The sequence below is a fragment of the Adhaeretor mobilis genome (genome assembly GCF_007741515.1).
Classification (GTDB): Bacteria; Planctomycetota; Planctomycetia; order Pirellulales; family Lacipirellulaceae; genus Adhaeretor; species Adhaeretor mobilis.
Map to the genome: position 1 here is coordinate 1,255,566 of NZ_CP036263.1, position 24,707 is coordinate 1,280,272.

At 54.4% G+C, this 24,707-nt stretch carries 23 protein-coding genes and 1 pseudogene; 6 read left to right on the forward strand and 18 right to left on the reverse strand.

The annotated features are described in order from the left end of the window. The first annotated feature begins 2 nt into the window (after positions 1-2). The 3 genes from HG15A2_RS04935 to HG15A2_RS04945 all read left to right on the forward strand — a co-directional run bounded on the left by HG15A2_RS04935 (position 3) and on the right by HG15A2_RS04945 (position 3,273). Positions 3-884 carry a TadE/TadG family type IV pilus assembly protein gene (locus HG15A2_RS04935; RefSeq protein WP_145058409.1) on the forward strand — a complete coding sequence of 294 codons (882 nt, stop codon included), beginning with the start codon at positions 3-5 and terminating at the stop codon, positions 882-884. Positions 885-1,118: 234 nt separating this feature from the next. After that, positions 1,119-2,714, forward strand: coding sequence for a prenyltransferase/squalene oxidase repeat-containing protein (locus HG15A2_RS04940; protein WP_145058411.1), 1,596 nt, complete (start codon positions 1,119-1,121; stop codon positions 2,712-2,714). A gap of 358 nt (positions 2,715-3,072) precedes the next feature. Next, positions 3,073-3,273, forward strand: coding sequence for a cold-shock protein (locus HG15A2_RS04945; protein WP_145058413.1), 201 nt, complete (start codon positions 3,073-3,075; stop codon positions 3,271-3,273). Positions 3,274-3,601: 328 nt separating this feature from the next. On the opposite strand, the gene HG15A2_RS04950 is transcribed toward HG15A2_RS04945, so the two are convergent. Continuing rightward, positions 3,602-4,174, reverse strand: a complete 573-nt coding sequence (locus HG15A2_RS04950) for a helix-turn-helix domain-containing protein (protein WP_145058415.1) — start codon at positions 4,172-4,174, stop codon at positions 3,602-3,604. Positions 4,175-5,108: 934 nt separating this feature from the next. Between HG15A2_RS04950 and HG15A2_RS04955 the strand changes: the two genes are divergently transcribed. Further along, positions 5,109-5,489 (forward strand): SMI1/KNR4 family protein, encoded by a 381-nt coding sequence (locus tag HG15A2_RS04955; RefSeq protein WP_145058417.1) that lies wholly within the window; start codon positions 5,109-5,111, stop codon positions 5,487-5,489. A 45-nt stretch (positions 5,490-5,534) separates the two neighbouring features. Here HG15A2_RS04955 and smc read toward each other — a convergent pair whose 3' ends face one another. The 8 genes and pseudogenes from smc to HG15A2_RS04995 form a co-directional block, all read right to left on the reverse strand. Continuing rightward, positions 5,535-9,188, reverse strand: coding sequence for a chromosome segregation protein SMC (smc, locus tag HG15A2_RS04960; RefSeq protein ID WP_145058419.1), 3,654 nt, complete (start codon positions 9,186-9,188; stop codon positions 5,535-5,537). 128 nt (positions 9,189-9,316) lie between these two features. Then, positions 9,317-11,011, reverse strand: a complete 1,695-nt coding sequence (locus HG15A2_RS04965; protein ID WP_145058421.1) for a flagellar basal body P-ring protein FlgI — start codon at positions 11,009-11,011, stop codon at positions 9,317-9,319. 135 nt (positions 11,012-11,146) lie between these two features. Then, complete coding sequence (locus tag HG15A2_RS04970; RefSeq protein ID WP_145058422.1) at positions 11,147-11,548, reverse strand: hypothetical protein; 402 nt, start codon at positions 11,546-11,548, stop codon at positions 11,147-11,149. A gap of 309 nt (positions 11,549-11,857) precedes the next feature. Continuing rightward, positions 11,858-11,926 (reverse strand): annotated as a pseudogene (yidD, locus tag HG15A2_RS25045) (membrane protein insertion efficiency factor YidD); the annotation flags it as partial. 96 nt (positions 11,927-12,022) lie between these two features. After that, a complete protein-coding gene (locus HG15A2_RS04980) occupies positions 12,023-12,841 on the reverse strand; it encodes a PEP-CTERM sorting domain-containing protein (protein WP_218932334.1) in 819 nt (272 codons plus the stop codon). A 262-nt stretch (positions 12,842-13,103) separates the two neighbouring features. Further along, positions 13,104-13,349 (reverse strand): membrane protein insertion efficiency factor YidD, encoded by a 246-nt coding sequence (yidD, locus tag HG15A2_RS04985; RefSeq protein WP_145058426.1) that lies wholly within the window; start codon positions 13,347-13,349, stop codon positions 13,104-13,106. Continuing rightward, positions 13,346-13,699 (reverse strand): ribonuclease P protein component, encoded by a 354-nt coding sequence (gene rnpA / locus HG15A2_RS04990; protein ID WP_145058428.1) that lies wholly within the window; start codon positions 13,697-13,699, stop codon positions 13,346-13,348. Before rnpA ends, yidD (HG15A2_RS04985) begins: the two co-directional genes overlap by 4 nt. A gap of 118 nt (positions 13,700-13,817) precedes the next feature. Next, entirely contained in the window at positions 13,818-14,813 is a 996-nt protein-coding gene (locus tag HG15A2_RS04995) for a DnaJ C-terminal domain-containing protein (protein WP_145058430.1), read from the reverse strand. A 164-nt stretch (positions 14,814-14,977) separates the two neighbouring features. Here HG15A2_RS04995 and HG15A2_RS05000 point away from each other — a divergent pair, with 164 nt between their 5' ends. Next, complete coding sequence (locus HG15A2_RS05000) at positions 14,978-16,525, forward strand: CehA/McbA family metallohydrolase domain-containing protein (RefSeq protein ID WP_145058432.1); 1,548 nt, start codon at positions 14,978-14,980, stop codon at positions 16,523-16,525. A gap of 169 nt (positions 16,526-16,694) precedes the next feature. Next, positions 16,695-17,624 carry a lipase family protein gene (locus HG15A2_RS05005; RefSeq protein WP_145058434.1) on the forward strand — a complete coding sequence of 310 codons (930 nt, stop codon included), beginning with the start codon at positions 16,695-16,697 and terminating at the stop codon, positions 17,622-17,624. Positions 17,625-17,996: 372 nt separating this feature from the next. Here HG15A2_RS05005 and HG15A2_RS25050 read toward each other — a convergent pair whose 3' ends face one another. The 9 genes from HG15A2_RS25050 to HG15A2_RS05050 all read right to left on the reverse strand — a co-directional run bounded on the left by HG15A2_RS25050 (position 17,997) and on the right by HG15A2_RS05050 (position 24,660). Further along, positions 17,997-18,422 (reverse strand): HAD family hydrolase, encoded by a 426-nt coding sequence (locus HG15A2_RS25050; protein WP_246117885.1) that lies wholly within the window; start codon positions 18,420-18,422, stop codon positions 17,997-17,999. 146 nt (positions 18,423-18,568) lie between these two features. Further along, entirely contained in the window at positions 18,569-20,164 is a 1,596-nt protein-coding gene (locus HG15A2_RS05015) for an arylsulfatase (RefSeq protein WP_145058436.1), read from the reverse strand. A gap of 203 nt (positions 20,165-20,367) precedes the next feature. Then, positions 20,368-20,787, reverse strand: a complete 420-nt coding sequence (locus HG15A2_RS05020; protein WP_145058438.1) for a hypothetical protein — start codon at positions 20,785-20,787, stop codon at positions 20,368-20,370. A gap of 166 nt (positions 20,788-20,953) precedes the next feature. Next, positions 20,954-21,265, reverse strand: coding sequence for an immunity 53 family protein (locus HG15A2_RS05025; RefSeq protein WP_145058440.1), 312 nt, complete (start codon positions 21,263-21,265; stop codon positions 20,954-20,956). Positions 21,266-21,291: 26 nt separating this feature from the next. Beyond that, entirely contained in the window at positions 21,292-22,062 is a 771-nt protein-coding gene (locus HG15A2_RS05030; protein ID WP_246117886.1) for a DJ-1/PfpI family protein, read from the reverse strand. A 148-nt stretch (positions 22,063-22,210) separates the two neighbouring features. Next, the gene (locus tag HG15A2_RS05035; protein ID WP_145058444.1) at positions 22,211-22,666 is read right to left on the reverse strand and encodes a hypothetical protein; all 456 of its coding nucleotides are present in this window, start codon (positions 22,664-22,666) and stop codon (positions 22,211-22,213) included. 193 nt (positions 22,667-22,859) lie between these two features. After that, positions 22,860-23,378: a GNAT family N-acetyltransferase gene (locus HG15A2_RS05040; RefSeq protein ID WP_145058446.1), complete on the reverse strand. Its 519-nt coding sequence runs from the start codon at positions 23,376-23,378 to the stop codon at positions 22,860-22,862. Positions 23,379-23,490: 112 nt separating this feature from the next. Then, positions 23,491-23,889, reverse strand: a complete 399-nt coding sequence (locus HG15A2_RS05045; protein ID WP_145058448.1) for a hypothetical protein — start codon at positions 23,887-23,889, stop codon at positions 23,491-23,493. Between the two features lie 171 nt (positions 23,890-24,060). Then, positions 24,061-24,660: a hypothetical protein gene (locus HG15A2_RS05050; protein ID WP_145058450.1), complete on the reverse strand. Its 600-nt coding sequence runs from the start codon at positions 24,658-24,660 to the stop codon at positions 24,061-24,063. Between the last annotated feature and the right edge of the window lie 47 nt (positions 24,661-24,707).

Here is a 24,707-nt window from a genome sequence, read left to right on the forward strand (position 1 = left end):
ATATGAACTCTTTCAGAATACGAAGATTGAAGAAGCTGCCCGGCGGGAGCAATTTACGTCGCGGCGTCACGGTCGTTGAATTCGCGCTCACGCTGCCGATTCTAATAACGATTGTCATCGGCATGATTGAATTCACGCGGATGAACAATCTGCGCCACGCTGCCGACAACGCAGCCTACGAAGCAGCCCGCCACGTCGTGGTGCCCGGGGCGACCAAGGCGGAAGCCGAAGCCGAGGCTCAAAACCTGCTCGCCCGGGCTGGTGTGAAAAACGCCACCATCACGGTAACTCCTTCGATTATTGGTGAAGATACCGAAAACGTAACCGTCACGGTCAACGTGCCGATGATGACTAACTCCTGGCTGCCAGCCGGTTTGACTCGTGACCGACTGGTAAGCCGCGAGTGCACACTCATGACCGAGCGCGTACCCGTCATCCAAGTCGCCGGATTACCAGAACCCGAACCCGAACCAGAACCCGAACCAGAACCAGAACCCGAACCAGAACCCGAACCAGAACCAGAACCCGAACCAGAACCCGAACCAGAACCCGAACCAGATCCAGATCCAGACGACGATGACGATGACGATGACGATGATGACGATGACGACGACGATGATGACGATGACGATGACGATGACGATGACGATGACGATGACGATGACGATGACGATGACGACGACGATGATGATGACGATGATGACGATGATGACGATGATGACGATGATGACGATGATGACGATGATGACGATGATGACGATGATGACGATGATGATGATCCCGAACCCGAACCCGAACCAGAGCCAGAGCCGGAGCCCGATCCGGAGCCGGAGCCGGAGCCGGAGCCGGAGCCCGATCCGCAACCACCACCACCGATGATCTGATCAGTGGAGGTACGACCAAACGCGTCGCCAAGCTTATTGGCGACGCGTTTTTCAATGGATTCCAGCTAAAGACTTCAGCTGAGGGGGGGGGCTGCAACGTGGCCAATCGCTTTCTGATGTTTGAGCTTTGGTCTAGAATGGAGAGTAGGCCACGAGTGGGCCGTCACTCTTCTCTCGGATCCAATGCTTGCAGCCAAATCCATGAATTCTCCACCTCCCCTAGGTACCCCCGAAGTGTCGTCCAAGCCTGCAGGCAAAGCGACGAAGAAGAAGCTGAGGGTCGAAGATCAAGTCGATCTGGATGAGAACGAACCGCTACTCTCTCAGATCACAGGCGGAATGCCGAGCTGGCTAGCCAGTTTGATGTTGCATCTGGCTGCCATCCTTGCCCTCGCACTGTGGACCTTGCCGCTCACTTCGCGTGAACCTACTGCGCTGAGTTCGGCGGAAGTCGATACGGAGATTGTCGAACTCAATGAAGAGATTCTCGATATCGAGTTTCAGACAGAAGATACCGATCTGGAGGAGACTAGCGAGCTTGATGTCGAAGTGGACCTCGATACAGAAATTGAAATCGAAAGCCTCGAATCGAGCGAGGCGATGACGTTTGAAGACACCTCGCTCGACCTAGTCGATTTCTCTGCAGACATCGGCATGATGGAAGCCACCCCCAGTAGTGGTAGCGGAATGGGAGTTGAGGGGCTCTCGGGTCGCTCTGCAGCAGGCCGCCGGCGGATGGTTCGCAAAGCAGGCGGCAGCCGCGAAAGCGAGCAGGCCGTCGACGCCGCCCTTCTGTGGCTTGCTAGGCATCAGCTGCCGGACGGTTCGTGGAGCTTCGACCACCGTTACGGAGAGTGCAACGGCCAATGCTCTCACCCAGGCGAGAAAGCAAAGCTGCGGGCAGGTGCTACAGGCTTGGCTCTCTTGCCGTTTTTGGGGGCCGGCAACACGCATCGCGAGGGCAAATACCACGACATAGTTGAGCGAGGCGGCGCCGCCCTAGTTCAAATGCTCAAGATGACGCCCGACGGCGCAACCGTCATCGACAAAGACGTCAAAGGTGGTCCTTGGATGTACAGCCACGGTATTGCCTCAATGGCGTTAAGTGAGGCCTTCGCGATGACGGGAGACGAAACCCTGCGAGCCCCGGCCCAATCCTTATTGGCCTTCACCTGCAATGCTCAAGACCCTAAAGGTGGCGGCTGGCGTTATCAGCCACGCCAAAAAGGTGATACCTCGGTCATGGGCTGGCACGTAGGGGCGCTCAAGAGCGGTTACATGGCTTCGTTACAAGTCCCACCCATTGTCGTTCAGCGCGCGAGCTATTACCTCGATACCGCTGAAGTCGATGGTGGCGTAGGCTACTGTTACAACCCCTACAGTCCAGAGCCTCCGAAGTACAGTTCTACCTGCTCATCAATTGGTCTGCTTTGCCGCATGTACATGGGAATGGATCAAACGAATCCCGTACTCCAGCGAGGCGTTGAGCGACTACTAAAATATGGCCCTTCCAAAAACAACGCCTACTACAATTACTATGCAGCTCAAGTGATTTACCAGTTTACTGGGGGTGAGGGGCCACTCTGGAAAAAATGGAACGACAAGTTGCGCGACCAGCTGGTCGCCACCCAAGAAACCGAAGGCCATCAAGCAGGTAGTTGGACACCACCTCATAAGAGTCATGCGCAGAAAAGTGGCGGTCGTCTCTACGTCACGGCGATGAGCGCCATGACCCTCGAAGTCTACTACCGCCTTATGCCCATCTACCAGAAGCAGGCGACCGAAGGCTTCGACGCCCAAGAGGAAGAAGCTGACGATAAGGAAAAATAGTGGTTTCTATCCGCACTTTGAGGCTTGCCGGCTAGTAGCAATGCCAATTTGAGCCCTCCGTCACTGGGCGTCACTCTAGTATTTCTCTTCGTACTCCCCTACTCTGATTGGCGTCGTGATTGTTCACGATGAGCAAGTGATAAAGAGGATTAGAAGCAGGTCGCAGCGCCTCCAGTAGGTCACAGTGCCTCTCGAAAGGTTCTTTCTGTCAGCCGTAGTGGCGTAGCTGGGTTCTCTGTAAGAAGAACCCAACTCGATACCAGGGCATGCTCTTTTTTTTCGGGCCTCGATTTGCACTAGTTGAATCGATTAGCGCAAATCGTCTTTCGTGCCCAGCAATGTAGTCGAGGAAGTAGTCATGCCAGAAGGTAAGATTAAGAAGATCATGTCCGAAAAGGGTTTTGGATTCATCGAAGGTGAGCGGGACGACTTGTTCTTCCATCACTCCGAAGTTCAAGGCACCACCATCGAACAACTCGCAGAAGGCCAAACCGTCGAGTATCAAGTCGGCCAGGGCAAAAAAGGCCCATGTGCAGTTTCGGTACAGTTGGTTTCGTAGAACTGATGTCCCTTGCCATTGAGCAAGTGACAACGTCAAACGCAAACGCCCCTGGGTCGCAAGACCTGGGGGCGTTTTGTATTTTCCAACATAGCGCAGCAAGAAGCCCTCGCTAGTTTCCTAGCGAGGGCTTTTCGTTGATCGCGGGGTGTCGCAAACAGCGGGCCTCGGGAGTTGCCTTAGTGCTGCTTGCGTCCGGTCGAATCCATCGGCCGTCCCACGTTATGTTTGCCGTCGACAGACCCCTCCGATCGACGGTGGATACTTCTCTGTCGTGCGACCAGCGAACGGTCGCTTTCCTATCGGCAGAGCCATCAATTCACCATGGCTAGACCAATTCTTTCTTGGCTCCGATCAAGGTTCGCAAGCGTTCGGCCAGCAGGGCGGCATCGAACGGTTTCTTGAACGTCTCGTTGATCGTCGAGCGATCGAAGTTGGCCGTGGTGCCGTCGTCTGGCAGTAGGGCGATCAGGATCGTCTCGGCAAAGTCGCTGGAGCGACGCAGATTCTGACAAATCTGCAGGGCTTCAAGCTGACCGATCGAGAAGTCAACGATTATGCAGTCGGGGTGGAAACTCTCGGCTTGAATGCCGGCTTCAAAGCCACTGGCTGCGGTAGCATTGCGGAAAGAACGTTCGGCAGGCAATTCGCGTTTCAGGTTCTCGATCAAAACTTGATCTTGAGCCACGATCAGCACCTTCGCCATCGCTTCGTCTTCCAGATCACCCAAAGGCATGCCATGCTCTTTGAGGAACTTGATCAGGTATTCGCGGGGGATGCGGCGATCTTGGGAACCGGGGATACGATAGCCTTTGAGCCGACCGGAGTCGAACCACTTGCTAACCGTGCGCGGGGCCACTTTGCAGATCTTGGCGACCTGTCCAGTAGTAAAGACCTTCATCACGGGTACTCCAAACTTGTCTTATGTTGTTCGCTGGTCTGTCTAACTCAATAATAGAGCCAGACGTTAAGCCCTCAATGAATTACTTTCGCACCGCGGCCACAGTCTTACTCCCTCAGACTGAATGTGGATTGCCGTGTGTGTAAGTCACCTGGGTCGGGGCACTAATCAAATGTTGCAAATCGGACTCTTTAGATACTCTGGTACTCTTTTGGGTTCAGATCCTTCTGAATCCACTTCGGGTTACTCATCACCATCGGCAATGCAAGCACTCGGAGATTGGTGAAAACTGGTTAAATTGGAGTGTTTGGGTCTAAACGCTCCAATCCAACCCTTTTGCGAACGACGCACTAATAGCATCGACACTTCACCGATCTCGTCGCGCACCACCGGGTGTGGATGCAACGGGAAGTTGCGCAGTTAGAGAGCATGACTGTAGCTCGACGATTGCTAGGCAATCGACAGGTGGCACGCTTTCACAGCAGCAAACCGTGTGAAACACGCACCAAGTTAGGCAGGCTCCCCCCTGCAGAAAGAAGGTCTCTCTTACGTGGCTCTTGCGAGCGGTGCGAGAGAAACAATCCTTCCAAGAGTAAGTGTCGAAACAATGGGCCCCCTAACTTTAGGAACATTCCCTTATTGCACGGGTAGAACCAGTGGTAAGGGTTATCCGGGGGGGATTTCGAAAAAAGTAGCTCGGCCATCCTGGCTGAGAGTGTGGGTTGCTCGAATTCTCACCCGCGTTGGCACTGCCAACGGTATAGAATTGGATGCCTAACCTGGATCAGGCCAGAGGCACCGATCTACGGCGACACGCCCAAAAACTACCGAGCACCGCAGCAACTTCCGAATACAAAAACTTGCGGTCTCGGGAGGATTTGTTAGGGTCATGGGTTTGATGGGTCTGAAATCAACCCACGTATCGAAATCAGCCGTGTATCCTTCCATACCTACTCAATACAAAGTGTTCGTGAATGAGAGAGGGCTTTTCGAAGGCTTTACGAGCGGTCGGCCAGGATACATACGTCTGTGGGCTCTCGAGAACATAATGGAGTTCAACGCTGATCTAAGCGTTGACGAACTTGCACCAGGTTACATAGCGTTCGCAGGTAATGGGGCAGGCGAAGTAGCAGCATTTGATGGCACTGGTGCTGTTTTTATGCTGCCAATGATCGGAATGGAAGCACAATACGCAGACCCTATAGCAAGTTCGTTTTCTGAGCTTGCAGGCCGATTCAAGTATTCCAGGAGACCGAGTGTAGTGATGAGGGTCTGGAGACAGTTCAAGTTCCTGTTCCACCCGCTTCGGAAGTGACTGCTGGATCGAACCTAAAGGATTTGAACAGCGCTATTGGAATTGCTAAGCAGCCCGCTTCAGCGCTGCCGGCTTGATATGCCCATCGTTGGTCACATCCTCAAATCGCACTGACACCCGTTTCGATATGCCCGATTCTTGCATTGTCACACCGTACAGCGTGTCGGAGCAGGTCATGGTGCGTTTGGAGTGCGTGATGACGATGAACTGGGTGCTGCCCATGAACTCTTTGAGCACTTCCACGAAGCGGTCGATGTTCGCTTCGTCCAGCGCCGCGTCGACTTCGTCGAGAATGCAGAACGGGCTGGGGCGGCTCTTGAAGATCGCTAGTAGTAGCGCCACACAGGTCAGCGTGCGCTCACCGCCCGAAAGCAGTGAAATGCTGCGCGGCTGTTTGCCGGGTGGGCGAGCCACGATTTCGATGCCGCATTCGAGCACATCTTCGCCCGATTCGCTTTCGACAAGAATATCTGCTTCGCCACCGCCGAACAGGTTGGCGAATAGTTCCTTGAAGTGGGTGCGCACCTCGTCGATGGTATCTAAGAACAACTGACGGCTCTCGGTATTAATCTGCGAAACGATCTGCTCCAGCCGTACCCGAGCCGTTTGCAGGTCGTCGTGCTGCTCTGCGAGCGTGCGAAAGCGTTCTTCCAGGGCATCGAGCTCTTCGACCGCTTCTAAGTTTACCGGGCCACTGGCTTGCATTTTGGATTGCAGCGCGGCGATCTCTCGGTCGATCTCAGCTCGCTCGGTTTTGGCAATGTTGCCCGACTTGGTGTCCGATTCCCCGGCAGAGCCGTGGGCTAAGTGTTGCTTGGCAACCACGGCTAATTCCAAACGATGCTGCTCCCGCAAACGATCAGACAGGGTGCGCCGCTGGTTCTCGAGTTGTTGAATGGCCAGTTCTTGCTTTTGTGAGTTCTGCTGCACTTCCAGGAGCTGCTTGCGGACTTGCTCAGCGGTATCGGCAGCTTCGCGTCGGCCTGATTGTAACTGATATTGTTTCCCGTGCAGTCCTTGGAGCAGCGCTTCCAGGCCTTCAAGCCTCACATAGTGCTCGGCGATATCGGAAGTTTGTTCCAATACCTTCAGATTCAGCTCTAGGGTTTGTTCTCTAGATTTCGCCAGTCGCTCGTTCGTTTCCGCGCGAATTTGAGCTCGTTCCAGACCATCCCGCTTGAGCTGTTCCAATTGCCGTACCAAACCATCGCGACGCTGCTCTGCCCCGGCTAGCTTTACCTGTTGCTCAGTCGATTGACTTCTCTCGGCAGAGAGTGACTCCTTGAACTCCGTGCGTTTGGTGCGGAGCTCCTCAACAGTTACCTGCAATTGTTCCGCTGCCCTGCCCTGCTCTTCAATGCGTTGTTGGCATGCTTGCAGTTGCGTTTGAAGGTCCTGCAGCTGATTGGTCGAATCTTGCCTTTCACTTCGCATTGCTTTCAGCTTCGTTTCCAGCCGTCCGTGGCGCTCAGCCAGTGCTGCAAAGGTCAGCTCTGCTTTGTGAAGATTGCTGCGAGTCTGTTCGTGAACGTCCGCATGTTTCTGCAAAGCTAGGTCATCGGCAGTGATTTTCTCTTCCATTGCTGCACAGCGTAGCTGAACCTGGGCGAGCTCCTCCTGCATTGTGCGAACTTGCTCTTCGAGCGCCCGAAGCTCGTTGCGTCGTGAGAGCATGCCGCCAGATTGCTTTCGTGGGCCGACTGCTACGATGCCCTCAGCGCCAACAATCTCCCCTCCGACCGTGATGAAACTCAACCCGCGACCAATTCCTAGTGAAAGACTGAGGGCCGTTTCCAGCGAATCCACGAACCAATGCCGACCCAGCAACCTTCGCACTAGGCCTTGCAGATCGTCGTCGGTCTCCACAAATTGGTCTGCGCGACCCATGACACCGGGTTCGGCTGAGAGATCGATTCGATCAACCGCGTTGGTCGGCAGAGGGGTATCAAGCCGCAAGAAAACGGTCCGTGCGGGTAGCTTGTGCGCCGGATCGATGAGCGTTTCCGCCAGTCGCTGGGCGTCAGTCACCACCAGTTGATGTGCTCGTTCCCCGAGGGCCAGCTCGATCATCTGCGCGGAGTCCGCATCCACTCGTAGCAGGTCAGCGACGACGCCGCGAACCGAACCGTAAGGCCCGTTGGGGTCGTCACTTGCTCGGCGGAGCACTTCCTTCGCACCAGCGCTAAGGCCATCAAGTCTTTTCTCAAGTTCTGCCAGCACCACCGAACGCTCGCGTGCGCCGGTAAGTTTTCCTTGCAACTCGGCCTGCTGCTTGTGCAATTGGGCGAGCGAGCGTCGATCTTCTCGGAGTTGTGTTTGTGACTGCTTGAATACACTGGCAGCGGTGTCATGTTCAGTTTGAGCCGCTTTCTGCACTTTCTGTGAGGCGGCGAACTCGGTGCTCAGCCTTTGCAGTGTGGCCGCCAGCTCAGCGAGTTTCTGGCTTCCGCTCTGCGATTGTGTTTGGATCGTCTCGCACTTGGCTGCCAACAACTCTACATGGTTCTGATCTTGGGCGAGCGAACGCTCAGTCTCACTTAACTGCTGTTCAGCAGCTTGCTGTCCGCTCTTGAGTTGCTCAAGTTGTGCTTCCTTTTCTGCAAAACGGGCTTGGCTTTGCTCAGTCGAGGCCTGCAGTTCCCGGTAGCTCGCATCGGCCTTGGCCAATTCCGTCTGTGCGTCGAGTAGGTTTCGTTGCGAATTATCGGCTCGTGTTGTGAGTGTCAGCAACTGCCGGGCTACGCGCTCGGCTTCTAGGGCTAGTTCTGTGATCCGTGCTTGCTGGCCGCGACGATTGGTCTGGCAATGGTTGATGCGCTCCCGAGTCGAAGCCTGTTCGACCGTTGCCTCGCGCACACGCGATTGCAGTTCGTCGACGCGTTGCTCGTGAATGCGCGATTGTGAGGTACATGTCTCAAGCTCTTGTTCCAGACTCGCGATCTTCTCCCGGAATGCAGCACTTGCTTGCTGCAGTTGGCTTAGCCGCTCGGTTGCCTCATGCCAATCGGCAACGGCTACCTGAATTTGCAGTTCTCGCAACCGCGTGTGGACATCCTTGTACTGACGCGCACGTCCCGCTTGAGAACGCACTTTGGTGAGTTGCGATTGGAGTTCTTCGACAATGTCGGTGAGGCGTAGCAAGTTTTGCTGCACACGCTCTAATCGACGAGCCGCGTCTTGTCGTTTGAGCTTGAACCGACTGATGCCGGCCGCTTCTTCAAAGATTTGTCGTCGATCAGCAGGCGACGATTGCAGCAGGGCGTCAACTTTGCCCTGCTCGATAATGCTGTAGGCACCACCTGCCATGCCCGTGCCAGAGAGCACATCGCGCAGATCGCGTAGGCGGCACTGCTTGCGATTGAGAAGATACTCGCTCTCGCCACTACGATACACGCGGCGCGTGATTTCGACTTGCTCGGCGTCGTGCCCTAGAATGCTGCCACGGTTGTCGAACACCAGCGACACCTCAGCCGCGCCCGAAGCACGCCGCTTGGGGGTACCGCTGAAGATGACGTCGGCCATCTCCTTGCCACGCAAGGCCTTAACGCTTTGAGCGCCTAATACCCACTTAACGGCATCAACGACATTCGACTTGCCAGAGCCATTGGGCCCCACAACCACAGTGATTCCCTTAGGGAAATCAAAGCGAGTCCGCTCAGCGAAACTCTTGAATCCGTTGAGTTCCAGAGCCTGCAGCATGAGTATTCAAGAAGGGCGAGGCTATCGGAGTTGGGATTTCTTATTTACCACGGAGACACGGAGAGCACGGAGGAAGGATTGCTAAAGAGCTAGACTCTCCGTGTCCTCTGTGACTCCGTGGTTCAATATTACACGTTCTCTTGCTTCTTAAGCTTGCCGGTTTCGACAGTCGTTTCGGTATTCTCGGTTTCCCGTGCATGCCGACGCCCACCTTCGGGTAGTGCGTTCACTTTGAAGCGACTAGGGAGCACTCCGGTTTCTTTGGCTTGTTGCAACATTTGCACCACGTCTGGGTAGTCGCCGCCCAGGTCGACGATGGCACGGATGACCGCGTCGAGGTCCGTCGAGACGGTACGCTGCTGTGTTGGTTCATTCACACCAAAACGGCTGATCTTTATTTCATCGCCGTCGCCGTTGATCATGATTCGCGGCCCAGCATCCAATACCAATGGCGTTTGCAGGCGATGATGCTTGCCAAACAGTACGACTTCTGGCCGATGGCTACGTGTCACATGAACCATGGCTGGCCCTTTCACATCCAAGATGTGATACCCAAATTTGTCAGTGATTGCTTGACTGCGAATCAACGGATCCCCAGGAGCCATGTGCCAGATAGATCGGAACGCACCGTAGCGAGTCTCCGCACTTTTCGTGCTGAGTAGTTCGGTAAGTTCTTCGTAGGCTACGCCGTCGTCCATGGCGCTCAGAGCCAGAAACGCCTCAGCCCGAAATGCCGGTTCGTCGCGTGCCACGTTCGCTAGGGTTTCAACCGCTTCGGTCACGTCGAGATAAGCCAACGCTTCAGCCGCACGAAAACGTACTTCCGCGTCCTCTGACTTGACACCCTCTTGGAGGACAGTGATGGCCTGTTCGTCACCCATCGCTTCCAGACGCAAGGCGGCAGTCGAGGTAGTAACCGGGTCCAACAATTGATCTCGCAGCTGTCCCAGACGGGTTTGACGTTGGCTGGGAGATTCACGCAGCGGGATACTACGTACGACTCGCATAAAGCGAGACACGTTGTCTTTGTAACGAGGATGCAAGCGAAGCTCTACATATTCATCCGTCTTGGGCGTAGCAACACCTTCGCGTTGACCCTCGTCGTAGGAATGGAATCGATTGTTGATCGACTTGCCAATCGCCTGACTAAGCCGAATCGACTGGTGCTGGTGATCGATAATCAATCCCAGTCCGCGCGACTTCTTGGCAACGCCGCCGCCAAGAATGCGGCCGCGCGTGGTGTGCCCTTCTTCGCCGTCCTCTCCGGATGAGGGATCGACCATGATCGCTCCTTCAGCAAGGCCCATCGGATGGCCTTTGCGTACCTGTCCGCCTAGCACGGCAGTTTCCGTGAGTCGTGTATCCATGAGCCAGCCGCCGCGTAGACTGCTGGTTTCGCTGCGTGCCATCGTGGCGACTTCGATATCAAACTTGTCACCCTCTTGTATGCCGGGGTGCAGCAGCCCACGAATCATCACCATAGCGGTCTGCGGCGAAGCTAGCACGGCATTGGGGTCTTCAATATCCATGCGATTCATCTCAGCGAGTAACCCAGCACGCTGCCCGGAAAGTGGCGGATCGCCACCGGTGCTGTTCAACCCGGTGACCAGCCCGATAGCCTCGACCTTCATGTAGCCCATGCCATGCGGGTGCGCAACGCCGCCCACGAGTTGGTTGTCTTGCGCAGCTGCCTCGGTGAGCTCCGCATCGGGACTCTGCTGCCGCAGAATTGGCCCCATGCAACCAGTGAGCGCTAGCAGCGCGCACCCAAGCCCAGCAATAGCCAGGCGAATGCCAGAGTGTTGGTGATAAGAATGCCCCATGCTTCGGTGCTCCGCGAACGACCATCTTGTGAGAATCGCCGGGAACTGTAGAAAGACCGCGCCGGGCGGTCAATAGGAGGGCAGGGCAGTGCTAGCACGAGGCCGCTCGCGGCTTAGCTGCCATCATCATAACGCTCAATTAACTTCAGGTTCACTGATCGATTTTAAATCAGCTCCCATAAGACCAACTTTGACTCCGTACTTCTTCAAAATCTTAGTTGACCGATGATTCATCCAGAGCAGCACAATGAGTCCCACGACGGGTACAAACATCAAACCTGCGTACAAGAATCCAATGCCTTGCTCCGCCTTGAGCATTCCCGCGAGTTTGTACACAGCGAAGAGCGCGAAAACCAAAAATGCCAGTACGTATATTGTAGTGATGTGATCTCCCACCTCAGCAGGCTGGCCCTTCTCTGCCATCAGCCCGGCTGATTTAAAACCCAGAAGCACCGGCATGTAAAGAAAATAGAGCAACACAGCGAGAATTACTCTTCGATGAGCTATAGCCAGCTTCCGAAGTTGATCGGCAGTCACAGGGGGCCGCGATGGTCTTGTCTCGTCGCTGGTTCTGTTTGCTGAATCAGGCATTTATCAGATCTCGCAATGAGTAGAATAAAAAATAGGTAATACTTCAGCCGTCTGAAGTAGCCTAAGAGCGATCATGAAAAAGTAGCCGACTGGCGCTTGCCACGGTTCATTCAAGCAACCGTGGCTAGCGCCAAAACGGCTAATAGGATGTGCTCACTTCGGACGGCTGAAGTGTTACAAAAATAGTTGGTTGAAGAAAAACATAATATCACACACAATAGTCATCTCCCACATGCGACGCACAGGATACGCAAATCACAACGGCGGATCGTACCCGCTCCCACCCCAAGGATTGCAACGCAGTATCCGCCGCACACCGCGCCAGCTGTCTCACAAACTGACCCCACAAACAAAACAAGCCTGGGCGACACGCTTGCCGCCCAGGCTTGTTGATGGGAATTGTAATTAGTTTCAGAAGGTTTAGCGTACTCTTCGCCTACCTGTGCCAACAAGACCAACGAGACAAGCAAGAACTAGGCTGGAGGGCTCAGGGACGATCTCGTCCGGGACCAAGTCGCCAACGGGGATGATCTTGAAATCTTTCTTGGCAATTGCCGCTTGGTTGCCTGGGGTCGAAGCTGTGCTGAGTTGATTGTTGATCGCCACTTCTACCTTGGTTGCGAGGGAACCCGATGGCAGAGCCGAGGCGAGGTCAACAAAGGTGACAAGTGACCACGGCAACAAGCCCGTTGAAGGGGCACCACCGGTTGTTGGGTAATCGGTAACAAAGATGTCCGAAGCAAAGACAGGGATGGGGCTTAACAGAGCAGCGCCATCCACTTCGGTAATGCTAACTGTTGCTCCAGCGGAAGCCGAAACAAAGGTGCTAGGCGTGGGAGTTACTCCAGAGAAGCTAAAATCGCCCCCTTCGACAATTGAGAAGGCGGTCAGGCCAGCTCCAGGCAGGGCATCGATAGTGAAATTGAGTTGGCCATCAACCAAGTTGGAAGCTCCACCTGAGGAGGAGACTCCGAAGGCCGTTGGATCGAAATCCAGCAGGTTACCGGTAACTGTGGGGGCTCCGTAGAGCACTGGAGGTACCGGGTTGGAAAAAGAACTTTCCGTGACATCAAGATACATGACGCCCCCAGGTGGGACGTCGCTGAAGTCGCCGTGCAAAATTGCGGCTTCAGCGCTCGTAGCAGATCCAACGAGAGCAGCTAGCAGTAAAGCTGAGGCTAGAGACTTCGCGAAAGCGCGTACCAGTGCCTGAGGCAACTGGGAATATGAACAATGCATTAGAACCCTCCAAAAATGATGATTTCGGCCAATTAAGTCAACCATGACTCGGTTGGCTACCGCCCCAGCCTCTTATCCTAGCAAGAAATTCATGATTTAGTGCGGGTTCTTGCCGAATTTTCTTGTATTTCTCGCAGCTCTTCAAGGCTAGTGGGTGTATGTCTGTAAGTGCAGTGTACAACTAGGGTTGCGATATTTTCTGGGAGTCAAAAGTAGTCGATTGTCTCAGGAAACGCAGGCTCCGCTATTGGCAGTGCTTTGGTCATTGAGGGGGATCATAGCCACTTCCACCCCAGGGATGGCACCGTGAAATACGCCGTAGCCCTCGCCAGCAGCCCAGCAACACGCCGTGCTTGCGGATCGAGCGAATCGTATATTCACTACAAGTTGGCTGGAATCGGCAACTGGGCCCCAGCCAAGGGCTGATGGTATACTGATAGCCGCGAATCAATCCAACAGCAATACCGCGAGAAATCCTCAAGAGCGGGTTGCCAGGCCGGGCGCTCATGGGCTGAGCTTCTTTCCCAGCTTCGCCGCCAAGTGGGTGAGCGATGCTTGCAACTTAGCTGTTGCTGGCTCACTCCTCGACTTGGGAAGGACAACCAGATCGAGATTCTGAGGCAACTCATGCTGCGCGAGCCGGAAAGCTTCCCGGAGGCAACGCTTCCAGCGATTTCGCACGACTGCGTTGCCTACTTTCTTGGACACGACCAAGCCTAAGCGTGGAGTGCCAAGCGTATTCTCAGCGGCGTACACAACCAGGCAGCCATCCGACTTGCTACACCGCGCGCTGAACACGCGATCAAACTCCGCGGAAGTCAGCAAGTGCAGGTGTTTAGGGAAGGTTGAGTCAGGCATGGAATTATCGAACTTGAGACGCTTCGTTCTCCCTACATGCCCACATGCTACGCCTCACACAAAGAGATACCGCGCGAGGCGTCGCTCGCGGGCTGGGGGAAAGCGTGTCGGAGTTGCATCACCATTTCAATTCGTCGCGTGGCGACTGGTCGTACTTCCCAAGCACTTCGGCAACCGTCTTGCGATCTTCTTCACTGATGTCTTCGGGCAGTACGATCTGCAGCTCAGCATACAAGTCTCCCGGATCGCCATTAGTTGGTTGTACGCCTTGTCCCTTGGCACGCAATTTTTGGCCGCTGGAACTTCCTGGTGGCACGGTAAGAGTGAGTGTGCCGTGAGGGCTGGGTACATCGATTTTCCCACCGGCGACGGCTTCAGCAAGCGTGATCGGCACGCGCACTTCTAAGCGTTTGCCGGAACGGCGAAACACGGGATGCGGTGCCACGTTTACTTTAATGAGAATGTCCCCATTCGTGCCTCCAGCAATGCCGGGGTCGCCCTGTCCACGCAGTCGGATCTTCTTGCCGTGTTCGATGCCGGCTGGGATTTTTACTTGGATCGTTTCGCCCAACTTGTCAGTCGTTGGTCCATCGGCTCGTCGGACCGAGATTTGTGCCTCGCCACCGGTGACAGCTGTTGCGAAAGGAACCGTCAATTCGTGCTCGATGTCTGCCCCGCGCACGTTGGTGCGTTGCTGACGACCAGGACGGCTTCTTCCGCCACCGCCAAACTGTTTGAACAAATCAGCAAAGCCGCCCGCACCTCCTCCGCCCGCGGCACCAGCGCCGAACAAGTCCTCGAAGTTGACGTTCGCCCCGCCGGCGCCACCGTTGAAGCCACCACCAAATGGCCCACTTCCCGGTCCTGGGCCACCGCCAGGGCCGCCCCCCATCTGGTCGTAAGCGCTGCCGTAGCGGTCGTACATCTCCCGCTTCTTCGAGTCGTTGAGCGTATCAAAAGCGGTTTGGACTTCTTGGAATCGCTGCTTCGCGGACGGGTCGTCCTGATTGTGATCGGGGTGGTACTTGCGCGCAAGTTCGCGATACGCCTTGCGGATTTCAGAGTCCGAGGCAGTGCGGCCCAAGCCTAGCGTTTTGTAATAATCGTCAGCCACGTATTAGGAATTTCGAGAGCTGGAGGTGCGGAGGAAGGTTGAACCTTCCATTTTAGCCAACTTGAGCAAGAAGGGTAGCGCTGAACGCAAATCGCTTCGGCAAACTTCGCAGTGAGCAAGTTCGACGGCTAACGGACCCTTGCTCCTCAGGTTAGAATCGAAGGATGGAAGCGATCTCAATAGCCAATGTGCTCCGTCCACAGATGTCGTCCGTCCTCGGGGCGTGCCATTTTGCCGTTCTACTTCTGCTCTCGCTGCCCACCCCAGCCCAGGCCGCCAAGTACGATGGCGAACTCACCCTCACGGTCCTCGACGAGAAGACGGGCAAACCGCTGGCCGCCAGAATTGAGCTCCGCGACGCGCGGGGCCGCCTCGTGCGAACACGCGCCAAAGGGGCTGTGCCGACCGATGCGGGGCTCTATTTCGATGGCGAAGTACCCCTGCGCCTCCGTCGTGGGGACTACCAATTCCTCATCGAAGCGGGCCCCGAATATCGCACGCGGCCAGGGACGTTCAAGATCGATCGACGGGCCGAAGATGCCAAAACGGTTACGCTACTGCGCCGCATCGACATGCAAGCCGAAGGCTGGTGGGCGGGTGACTTGGATGTGCGCGAGCAACTCGAACACGTACCGCTCTTGATGCGTGCCCGCGGCGTCGATTACGTGCCAGTTACCATGAAGTGGACTGAGCGCGGACGGAAGAAGGAGCAGAAGATAGCTAAAGGTTTTGAAGCAGTCACCACCCAATCGCCCGCCTACGGGCCCTGGGCAATAAGCGCCCCTGAGGGAGACACGGGATTGATTGCAATTCGCGACGATGACATTCACGATGCCATTCCCGATGCCATTCCCGATGCCATTCCCGATACAGAGCCCGAAGTGGAACCGTTTGTCGTTGGTGATGCCACTGCCTGGCTGCTGCCAGTTTGGATTGCCAATGATCGTCTCGACGCGATCATGGTTCTCGACCGCTTCTCGCAAGGTTTTGGCAAGCAACAGAGGGGATTTGAAGGCCGACTACCGGATCGTAAATTTTTTCCGGGTAAGCTCGGTTACGGGCGCTGGTGCGAGCATATCTATCATCACGTACTCAACTGTGGGATCGAGATTGCTCCCTCGGCAGGTAGCGGCAGTGGCCTCACCGCGAATGCCATCGGGGCGAATCGAGCCTACGTGCAATGCGGGGATCAGTTCACGCGCGACGACTGGCAAGCAGGTCTTGCTGCGGGTGAAGTTTTCGTGACCAACGGGCCGCTCCTGCGAACACGTGTGGAGGAGCGTCCGCCAGGACATGTGTTTGTACTTTCGCAGGGAGAACGGCGAGATTTTCAAATCGGCCTCGACCTCGCATTCTACGAAGAAACCCAAGTTGAGTATCTGGAGATCATCAAGAATGGCGAGTCGCTCCACCAAATCCGTCTCGACGAAATGGCCAGCAAAGGGGGGCGTCTGCCGAAAGTGCCCTTCGACGCCAGCGGCTGGTTTGCCGTTCGCGCGGTGACGAACAACACGGAGTTCTACCAATACGCCACCACAGGACCGTACTATGTGGAGCAAGGCTCTCAGAAGCACGTGGATTCAAAGAGCGTGCAATTCTTCCTCGATTGGCTCGACGCAGCCAAGGAACACTTTGCGGATAACGAAGCGGTGCTAGCTGAGATCAAAGCGGCTCGTCCGTTTTGGGAGGCACTGCAGGCACACGCTAAGTAATTCTACCGGGATCAGCAGGATGGGTAGGATTGAAAGATAGTGAAATCCTGTTTCTCCCATCATTTAGACCCCCCGAACTATTCTAGGTTGCGAACGGATTCTCAAATATCGCGCATCATCCTATAATCCAGGTCGATAATATTGACTTGGCAGAGATAGGAGCTTACCGATGGAATTGACCTCCCCGACAGCCACGGTGGAAGAGACTGAAGCGTTGGCCGAGGCCGCTGCTGAGCTACCGCACATCTGGAAGTCACAGCCACTCTCTGATCCGCTCGAAAGTCTGTCGCTACTCCAGAAGTCGCTCTTCTTTGCTGAGCTTTCGGACATCGCCTACTACACGAACGATGTCGTCGTGAAGCTAGCTGAACTGATCGGGATGCCGCGGGTGCGCTACTTCGAGTCAGACGGGTCGCAGGCGTATCTCTTTTCCAACGAGTGCGACGCCGTTATCGTTTTCCGAGGCACCGAAGCTGACGATTGGAACGACATCAAAGCCGACTTGAATGCGCTGTCCGCGGTAGCTGAGACCGTCGGTCGCGTGCATCGGGGCTTTAAGCAGGAAGTGGACGACCTCTGGCCGCAGCTTGAAGAGGAATTGGTCAACAATGCGAAGACATTGTGGATGACCGGGCATTCGCTTGGTGGCGCGATGGCAACCATTTGTGCTGGGCGCTGCAAGCTTTCACACATTGAGTCAGAGCCGGCGGGGCTGTTTACCTACGGGTCGCCCCGTGTGGGTAACAAGCGCTACGTGAACTACTACAAGCTCGATCACTATCGCTGGGTGAACAACAACGATATCGTCACACGCACTCCGCCGCCATGGTTCGGCTACCGTCACACAGGCAAGCTAATGTACTTCAACGCTCGCGGCAATTTGAAACGCTTGAACGGCTGGGCACTGACGGCCGATCGCTGGCGTGGCACGTTCCGTGGGTTACTCAAGTTGCGCCTCGATCCGCTGACAGATCATTTGCAAACCGCCTACATTGATCAGATCAACGAGCTGGTCGAAGCGGAGAAGGAGGGTGAGGATGTGCTCGCCAAGGCCGATCCCTTGCTCAAGCGTGTCATCCACCGTGTGAAGAGTCGCTAGTACGCATCGACTTCGCTGTCGTATTAGTTAGGCAGAAGTAGCCGCGAGCTGCGCCTTGCACGGTTTCTTAACTACTAGAGGGGGTGTGGCGACCAACGGAATAGGGTTATGCGCTAAGCGAGTTTTGGGACTGAACTTTCCCGAAAATGATGCTTGGCGATACTGTCACACCCATAAGAAACGCCGAAAATATTAGTCCTCGATGTTTAAACTTTCCGGAAACGGGTCAGAAGCGGGGGAGTTTTCTTGCCTAACGTTCGAGGTAACCGGGTTGGTGGACCAACGGAATACTCGTTGACAAGCCCGAAATCGAAATCAAAGGAATCAACGTTGAAAAACTGAAAGGCGAGTCAACTCCGGTTCACCGATTTGTTAGCTGGCCTTCAGTACAGTGTGGCTCTCGCTATTTCGTGTCGCCTGAGTAGATCCGCTTACAGTCTTGCTTCGAATCGACGACGGTCCAATCTCGCCGGGCGTGTCGTCGATAAAATCAATTTCCGGCAACGGGACGATGACCGCCTTGCCGTCACGGACTTCGTATCGTGTCTTAACGCTGCTGCCGATGACCGGCTCCGGCGGAATTCCGTAGGTCGCCTCGGTCCAGGGTCGCATGAACTCGATTCCGCCACCGGAGATGCTGAACGTTTTGAACCCGTTCGCCCGCAAATAGGCCAGCAGCTCGAGCAACGGCTGATAGACCAATTCCTTGTAGAGTCTTGACGCGATCCAGCACGAAGGCGAGTTGGAAGTGCTTTGGCTGCGGTATCGGTCCACGGAGGTAAAGGCTCGGCGGCACATGCGGGGACCACAATGAATGCGAGTGTGAAAACGCTCAACAGCTAAATTGATCGTGTTTTCACAGTCTCTTTTCTACTTTTTCAATATTCATTGCGAAGACTGGCGGGTCGCCCCCTAAGAGACGCCCGCCAGATGATCCAATCCGCTCACTTTCCGCCCGGGTTCATGTCCTTGATCTGCTCTTCGAGCGTGGAGAGGCTCCAGTCTCCGGGCGTCTGGCTCGGCGGATAATCCTTCATGGTCATGAGAAATTTGGAAGCGACAACCTGCATCGGAGCCAGCAGGTAGACTTTGTCCATGAACCAGTCTTCGTAGGTGTTTGAGCCGGCCTGGGCCTTTTCGAAAGGATCGCGGCGCAGATGGTAGAGATGCGGTGTGCGCAATTTGATGAACGGCTCGCGCCAGATCTGCAGACGAGTGGCCCGCTCTTCTAGGTAAGTGGCCTTCCAGTCTTTAACGCGAATGGCGCAAACTTCGCCACCGTCGGTTGTATAAATGAACTCCTGTCGCGGGCAGGCCTCGAGGTCGGCGTCGATGGTCTCAAAGCTTCCCGCCTTCTTGAGGTAGTCGAGCATGTTGTAGCCATCGATGTAGTTCTTGTAGGTGCGTCCGATCAACTCGACACCCTCGCGCAGTTGCTCCTTGATGTCCGGGTTGCCGGCTGCTGCGGCAAATGTAGGAAGCCAGTCCTCGTGCGATACGATACCATTGACCGTTGCGCCGGCGGGAAATTTTCCGGGCCAACGAACATAGCAGGGGACGCGGAAGGCGCCCTCCCAGTTGGAATTCTTCTCGCCGTGGAATGGGGTGGTTCCCGCGTCTGGCCAGGTGTTGTAGTGGACACCGTTGTCGGTGCTGTACTGGACGATCGTGTCGTCGGCAATGCCAAGTTCATCGATCAGGGCCAGAAGTTCCCCGACATGCAGGTCGTGCTCGACCATGCCGTCGTGGTATTCGTCTCCGGTCTTACCGGCGATCCCGGTGTGCTCCTCCTTGACGTGGGTGCGGAAGTGCATCCGGGTGCCGTTCCACCAGCACATCCAGGGTTTGCCCGACTTGTGCTGTCGCTGGATGAAGTCCTTGGCGGCGGCGAGGGTTTCCTCGTCGACGGTTTCCATCCGCTTTTTGGTCAGTGGACCGGTATCCTCGGTCTTGCCGTCGGCAGAGGAACGGATAACGCCACGGGGACCGAATTTCTCGCGGAAAGTCGAGCCGTCAGCGAGCTTCATGTCGGCGGGATAGTCGCGGTCTTCCGGCTCCTCTTCCGCATTCAGGTGATAGAGGTTGCCCAGGAATTCGTCGAAGCCGTGATTGGTCGGCAGATGTTCGTCCCTGTCCCCCTGGTGGTTCTTGCCGAACTGGCCGGTAGCGTAGCCCTGGCCCTTGAGGACTGCTGCGAAGGTGACGTCGGATTCCTGCCAGCCTTGCGGCGCTGCAGGAAGGCCGACCTTAGTCATGCCGGTACGGACGGGAACACTGCCATTGAGGAAGGCCGCGCGTCCTGCAGTGCAGGATTGTTGACCGTAGTAGTCGGTAAAGGAAATCCCTTCCTTGGCGATTCTGTCGATGTTTGGCGTCTTGTAGCCCATCATGCCGCGGTTCATGTGGCTGATATTCCAAACCCCGATGTCGTCTCCCCAGATGACGAGGATGTTCGGTTTTTTCTGTTGAGCGTGGGCTGCAATCGGTGCGAGCACCAGGACAGCGAACAAGACACCTAACGCGGTGACCATTCGTTTCATGTTGTATCTCCAATGGTAAATGGAATGGTTACTTGAGCCATCTAACGGCGAAGATCACCGAGCCGACGAGCGACGTTGCCCACGATCGATGTCATAAAGATGTCGATTAGACAGATAGATTCTCGATTTGTCAAAGATATTTCATTCGAATAAATCTTCAAAGCCAATCGTTCGGCGTGACCGGATTCGCGTGCATCACATTATTATCCCGCGTTCTCGTGAGAGTTGAATTCAGCAATGGCCTGGGCGGTCTGCAAAAGAAAAACTGGGACAGCGAGAATGCAAACTATGATGCCCAATGGCACCAAGACATGCGTCAATGTTGGATGTTCGATTTCGTAAAAAATGCGAATGGAGAAACTACTCGCGCCAAAGAGCATTGCGTACGCGCCCATAAAGGCTACACCAGAAAGAAGGAATATGCAAAAACCAATGACCCAGCGTCTGGCAATGCTGTTACGGCGAACGAGGCAGCTACCGCCCCACCAAGTAAGGACGCACGAAGGGTCCATATTGAGACGGTCGAACAAGAGTAAGCCAATTCCCATCGAAACAATTTGAATAACCGAAATCACCTGAAAATAGCGACCGGCAAAGACGTGGATTGGCCAGGGAAGCCACACACGTGCGGGCTTACCAGAAGCGTGCCTCGGCGATTGATATGGATTCGCCATCTAACTGCCCGAGCGTGATAACGTAAAAGGCTCAGCTGCCGGCCGCCCGCAGGAGACGACGCTGAGCCAGGATTATAGAACATCGCGGGCGTAGCCGGTCAACTGCAGCCGCTGGTTAGCTGCCGTCGCTTTCGGCCCACGAGAGGAACGTCTTAAGTAACCGCTCTAGCTTTGTCTCGTCACCGAAGCCTATCCAAACCTTGTTGGCCACACGGCAATGCATCCAGCGATCTGACTGCTGGCAGTCATCATCGTCCAAATTCTCGCGTAGCTCAGCAAACGGCTTAGTTTCCAACGATGTGCCGATCAGATCGATGTTCACTGACCAGCCAGGATTGTCGAGCGTATCGATCTTGACGCCGTACTGGTGCTCCCAGTCTTCGTCGCATTGATCGTGATACCAGCGTTGGAGTCGGTCGAGCACCATGAGGCAGCTAACTTGTTATTATGCGGCTATTCGGGTTCGCGTTTTGATTTGTCCCAGTCGGTTAACCGTTCAATGTAAAGGTATGATTCAACAAATTCGCGATGTTTTTTGTCGCTCATTTTTTCCAGCAGTTCAAGCGCGGAGATGTAGCTTGCAAGATTGCCATTAGATGAAAGGAATTTCCCATCCTCGACGAAACTGATTGCTTGGTCGTCCTGAACCTCTAACGCGGGGTATTTTTCTTTGAGTTCCTTGCCACCACCGATATACGTGACAATCTTGTGACCGTCTGCAACTCCTGATTCGCCAATCAATTGAGAGCCTGCACAATTGCTCATCGTGAATTCAGAATTGACGTTCTGTTTTTTGATAAAACGAACGATCTCGCCATTGCGGACAGTTTCGGTCATGTCATAGGCGCTCGGCACAACCAAAACGGTGAGTTTCGGGCAATCCGCGAATGTGTAGTCGGGAAGCATCCGTAAACCGCTCTCGGTTGCAACGGGTTGCAATGTTTCGGCAACGGTCACGACATTGAACAATTTCGTTCCGTTTTCGCGTGGTTTCGAAAAGACGTCGATTGGTGCAGTGACCTCAGTCATTAAGACGTCATCGAAAAGGATGACGCCAATCGTTGGTAGATTTTTGTCGAACACGTTTCGGTGCGTGTCCAAGTGAATGACGCAAGTTTCGCTTTGCACGGGGGAGGACGCGCCCTTTGCCGGAGGAGTTGCGTTCGTGGCCTGTTGTATCTCGCCCGATTCGCAGCCAGAAGAGGCGATGAGCAGCGGAATCAATAGTATGGCGATTGTTTTCATTGTTGATTTGAGTTTGTGTATCTTTGCCGCATAACGTCAGGGTTCACCGAGCCGGAACGGAAGATCTTCCATTTCAAAAGCAAGCGCAAGTCCGGCTGCGCGTGCATCACATTGTGATGCGGCGATGTCAGCCCCGTTTTCGATTGGCAAGGCCCCAAAATGGTCTTCTGAATAGTGATCGAAACGAAAATGATGTCGAACCGACCCAGCGGTCTGGCAGTTCGTCCTGTTCGACCAGTTTGATTCTACAGTATCCGCTTCCGTCGACGGACATCCAATCTGATTGTGAATTTAGTTTCGCTCGTAGTTTGAACGTGATCATTCCGTCTTGCGTCGGTTGCATCATTATGGGTTGCGAAAACTCAAAAATCGAGTCGCCATCCGCGTAACCCCACATTGGGTTCGGTCGTTTCCACTCCAGTTCATTTGTGCCGATCTCAATCCCGTTCATTTCAGCTGTTAAATGGGTGGATTCCACGAAATCATTCTCATTTGCCGATTTGACCAGTACAGCAAAATAGAAGGTTAGCCAGTAGTCTTGGTAGTCAGTTATGTGACGGTCGACATTGACTTGCGAGAACACCCAGCCACCTCGGCCATCGGCGCATAGTTTGCGCTCCGCGTCGAATCGTTTCCCAGGAGCCCAGGCTATCAGTTTTAGATTCACTGGATTCCTTGTAGCCGTATGACGCTAAAGATCAGCTGCGATTGCAAAAGACGCGAAGCTTGACGTAGCCAAACGAGCGGCTTTTGCAATTGTCAGCTGCATCTTTTTGTTAGGCGGCGCCAGAGTACACCCACTCTTTTTGATGCACCGCCCACCTTTCGTGGTCTTTCCATTTCCCATCAATTTTTAAATAGCGTTCAGAGAAGCCCTCTCGTCGAAATCCAAGACTCCGCACCAAGCCGATAGATCTCAAATTCTCTGGCTGAATATTTGCTTCAACTCGGTTTAGGCCATGTTTTAGAAAAACACGAGATATTGCCTGTATTAGCCCACGCTTCATGCTTCCAGTACCTGAGAAAGGATCAAACACATAATAACCCAAGTAACTTGAACAAAAGTTGCCCAAAACGATTTCACTGAAATTCGCGACACCGACCAGACTACTTCCCTGAATTATTAAATACGCTAGGTGATTCGTCGAGGAGTATTTGACAACATACGAATCAAACTCAGCAGGGGTTTGAGGGGGCCGCACCCACCCGCTGTGAAGGCTTTTGCTCGCTTGCACAGCCTCCAAAAAGGCATGCTGGTGATTGGAATTTGGACGAACCAAGGAAATGTCGGACATCGCTCGAATCCAGCCGCCTAACGCCCAAAATCACTCGGTCGCGACAAGTGATTTTCCATTTGATTGCGCCCGGCTTCGCGACTCCGGTTCACCGCATGGTTCTGTCGTATTCTTAGTCCCACCAGTTGAATGCAAGCTCTCCAACGGTAACTGGTTTCCAGTATTTTACTTGTTCGATTTCCGCACGATCAAGTAGTTCAAGCTCTGTTTTGGTAACGGGCCTTGAAAGTTCTTCCACCGTTGCAATGGTCACATCAGGAAACATCTGCCTCAATGCTTCTGCAATAACAGGTAGGTCACGAAACGACAATTCGCACGAATAGTCTTCGCGAGGATTAGCAAAGGCAATAATTCGATAACTTGAATGGCCAAGCAAGTGAACCCGATCATTGCCGTTTTCTAGGGCAGCGGTATGAAAGTTCGGTGTCAATCCGCGTTCAGTCAAGGCTGTGACGGCGTAGCCGCATGGAGTCGCGCAGCCGTACGCGATACGTTTGAAATCGTCGAACAAGAATTCCGGAAGCGGTCTCCGCCCGTAGAAGCTAGTGATTCCGGTTCGTACCATCATGAGTCTTTACGACATAACGACCGTGATCACCGAGCCGGAACGATAATCTATCCATTTCAAAAGCACGCGCAAGTCCGGCTTCACGTGCATCACATTGTTATGTTGCGATTTGCGTTAGTGGTCAAACCAAAAGATAAATCTTACCATGTCTAGGTTTTCGTAAGGAACCAGCATTTCGCGAAACCATTTGAATCCAGCAGATTCGGCGTTCGTAGCGCGCCATCGGGCATTGCCAGTGTCAGTCGGAGATACTGAATAGGAAACTTGAAGACCGCTAGGCCATTTGTCGAATGGGAAACCAAGTGGATTGTTCTCAAAGAGATGCGCGGCCCGAGAATCGACATTTCCGTATTGCTGGGTGACGCGATTCCAATTGAAATTGTCGATTTCGTTTAATGTCAACCAACTTGCCGCGAAGGCACTCTCCCATGCGCTGAACCATGCTCTAGTTTCACTAGTTGCGTCATCTGGTATGCCACGCGGCTGCGCGATTGATTCGTAGGGCTCTGCGGTTCTGGAGTTGTTGACGTTCGCCAGAATTGCAAACAACGGCGAGCAACGTGGAATGTCGAGAGAAGGTGGAACCAGCTCTGGTTCGTTTGCGGAATCGGGATCGTCCGGGAAATAGTCAGCGTTTGAGACGAGTTCGCCAACGATGGCCCATTCGCCACTCGGCAAGCATTGTTCCGCAAAGAATGTGATATCAACGCCCATTTGAGTTCAGCGACATAACGACCGCGATAACCGAGCGACGGCATTAG

Bases quoted from the DNA above. Each gene is read 5' to 3' on its own strand.
- HG15A2_RS04935 (WP_145058409.1), top strand. From the start codon at position 3: ATGAACTCTTTCAGAATACGAAGATTGAAGAAGCTGCCCGGCGGGAGC.
- HG15A2_RS04945 (WP_145058413.1), top strand. From the start codon at position 3,073: ATGCCAGAAGGTAAGATTAAGAAGATCATGTCCGAAAAGGGTTTTGGA.
- HG15A2_RS04950 (WP_145058415.1), bottom strand. From the start codon at position 4,174: ATGAAGGTCTTTACTACTGGACAGGTCGCCAAGATCTGCAAAGTGGCC.
- smc (WP_145058419.1), bottom strand. From the start codon at position 9,188: ATGCTGCAGGCTCTGGAACTCAACGGATTCAAGAGTTTCGCTGAGCGG.
- HG15A2_RS04965 (WP_145058421.1), bottom strand. From the start codon at position 11,011: ATGGGGCATTCTTATCACCAACACTCTGGCATTCGCCTGGCTATTGCT.
- HG15A2_RS04980 (WP_218932334.1), bottom strand. From the start codon at position 12,841: ATGCATTGTTCATATTCCCAGTTGCCTCAGGCACTGGTACGCGCTTTC.
- yidD (WP_145058426.1), bottom strand. From the start codon at position 13,349: ATGAGCGCCCGGCCTGGCAACCCGCTCTTGAGGATTTCTCGCGGTATT.
- rnpA (WP_145058428.1), bottom strand. From the start codon at position 13,699: ATGCCTGACTCAACCTTCCCTAAACACCTGCACTTGCTGACTTCCGCG.
- HG15A2_RS05000 (WP_145058432.1), top strand. From the start codon at position 14,978: ATGGAAGCGATCTCAATAGCCAATGTGCTCCGTCCACAGATGTCGTCC.
- HG15A2_RS05005 (WP_145058434.1), top strand. From the start codon at position 16,695: ATGGAATTGACCTCCCCGACAGCCACGGTGGAAGAGACTGAAGCGTTG.
- HG15A2_RS25050 (WP_246117885.1), bottom strand. From the start codon at position 18,422: ATGTGCCGCCGAGCCTTTACCTCCGTGGACCGATACCGCAGCCAAAGC.
- HG15A2_RS05015 (WP_145058436.1), bottom strand. From the start codon at position 20,164: ATGAAACGAATGGTCACCGCGTTAGGTGTCTTGTTCGCTGTCCTGGTG.
- HG15A2_RS05025 (WP_145058440.1), bottom strand. From the start codon at position 21,265: ATGGTGCTCGACCGACTCCAACGCTGGTATCACGATCAATGCGACGAA.
- HG15A2_RS05040 (WP_145058446.1), bottom strand. From the start codon at position 23,378: ATGTCCGACATTTCCTTGGTTCGTCCAAATTCCAATCACCAGCATGCC.
- HG15A2_RS05050 (WP_145058450.1), bottom strand. From the start codon at position 24,660: ATGGGCGTTGATATCACATTCTTTGCGGAACAATGCTTGCCGAGTGGC.